The organism is Acinetobacter sp. 228 (genome assembly GCF_048147885.1).
The window spans coordinates 1-1,026 of record NZ_JAYWYV010000612.1; the positions used below are offsets into that span (position 1 = coordinate 1).

The following is a 1,026-nucleotide window of genomic DNA, read 5'->3' on the forward strand; positions in this document are numbered from 1 at the left end:
TTCGATTACAGTATTGATCTCTTATTGATAACTCAGCATTAGAACCTCAAGACTATTTTTTTGCTTGTTTTTTTTGTGCGCTTCGGAGTGTCGAACTTCAACGGTCTAATACACCATTGATGTATTTATGACTGTCTGCTCCGCCAAAATGCTTCGCAAGTTCGATTGCTTCATCAAGTACCACACGATATGGAATTTCTAGATGATCACGTAACTCGTAAGCACCTAAACGCAAAGTTGCGAGCTCTACACCATCTAGCGCGTCAATTTCACGGTCAAGTACCGGAATAAGTAACGCATCAAGGTCTTCGTGCTGAGCGATAACTTGAGTAAGTAGTTCGTGATAATAGTTCAAGTCTACCTTGTGCATTGCATTTTCAGCACGTGTACGCGCTTCAATTTCATGTACAGGGTTGTGACTCATTTGCCACTCATAAATACCTTGTACAGCAAAACGACGTGCTTTACGTTTTGCTGCATAAGCGGCTTGCAGTGTTTGAGACATGCTTTAAATTGCCTTTAATAAATTAACCATTTCAATTGCAGTTAAAGCAGCTTCGCTACCTTTGTTTCCTGCTTTTGTACCTGAGCGTTCGATTGCTTGCTCGATGCTGTCAGTAGTTAATACACCATTGATAACAGGCAAGCTGCTTTCTAACGCGACTACACCTAAACCTTTTGCACATTCACCAGCAACGAAGTCAAAGTGAGGTGTGCTACCACGAATGACTGCACCGAGTGCAATGATGGCATCAAACTGGTTTGATGTAGCTAATTTTTTAGCAACGATCGGTAGTTCCCATGCGCCTGGAGCGTGAATAACAGTAATGTTATCTTCATTTACGCCATGACGTTTTAACGTGTCGATCGCGCCTTCTAATAAGTGTTCAACAACAAAACTGTTGAAACGACCCACTAAAATCGCATAACGACCTTCGCTTGCGAGATGTAATAAACCTTCAATACGGCGAATTGCCATAGCAACCTCGATTATTTCGTTGTGATTTGATCAGCAGTGACATATTC

Annotated in this window: 2 protein-coding genes; both read right to left on the minus strand. The window is 41.7% G+C overall.

The window, feature by feature from the left end:
- Window positions 1-97: 97 nt before the first annotated feature.
- Window positions 98-505 carry a transcription antitermination factor NusB gene (nusB, locus tag VXQ92_RS21275; RefSeq protein ID WP_000084187.1) on the minus strand — a complete coding sequence of 136 codons (408 nt, stop codon included), beginning with the start codon at window positions 503-505 and terminating at the stop codon, window positions 98-100.
- 3 nt (window positions 506-508) lie between these two features.
- Entirely contained in the window at window positions 509-979 is a 471-nt protein-coding gene (gene ribE / locus VXQ92_RS21280) for a 6,7-dimethyl-8-ribityllumazine synthase (RefSeq protein ID WP_001007829.1), read from the minus strand.
- Between the last annotated feature and the right edge of the window lie 47 nt (window positions 980-1,026).

Bases quoted from the DNA above. Each gene is read 5' to 3' on its own strand.
- ribE (WP_001007829.1), bottom strand. From the start codon at position 979: ATGGCAATTCGCCGTATTGAAGGTTTATTACATCTCGCAAGCGAAGGT.
- nusB (WP_000084187.1), bottom strand. From the start codon at position 505: ATGTCTCAAACACTGCAAGCCGCTTATGCAGCAAAACGTAAAGCACGT.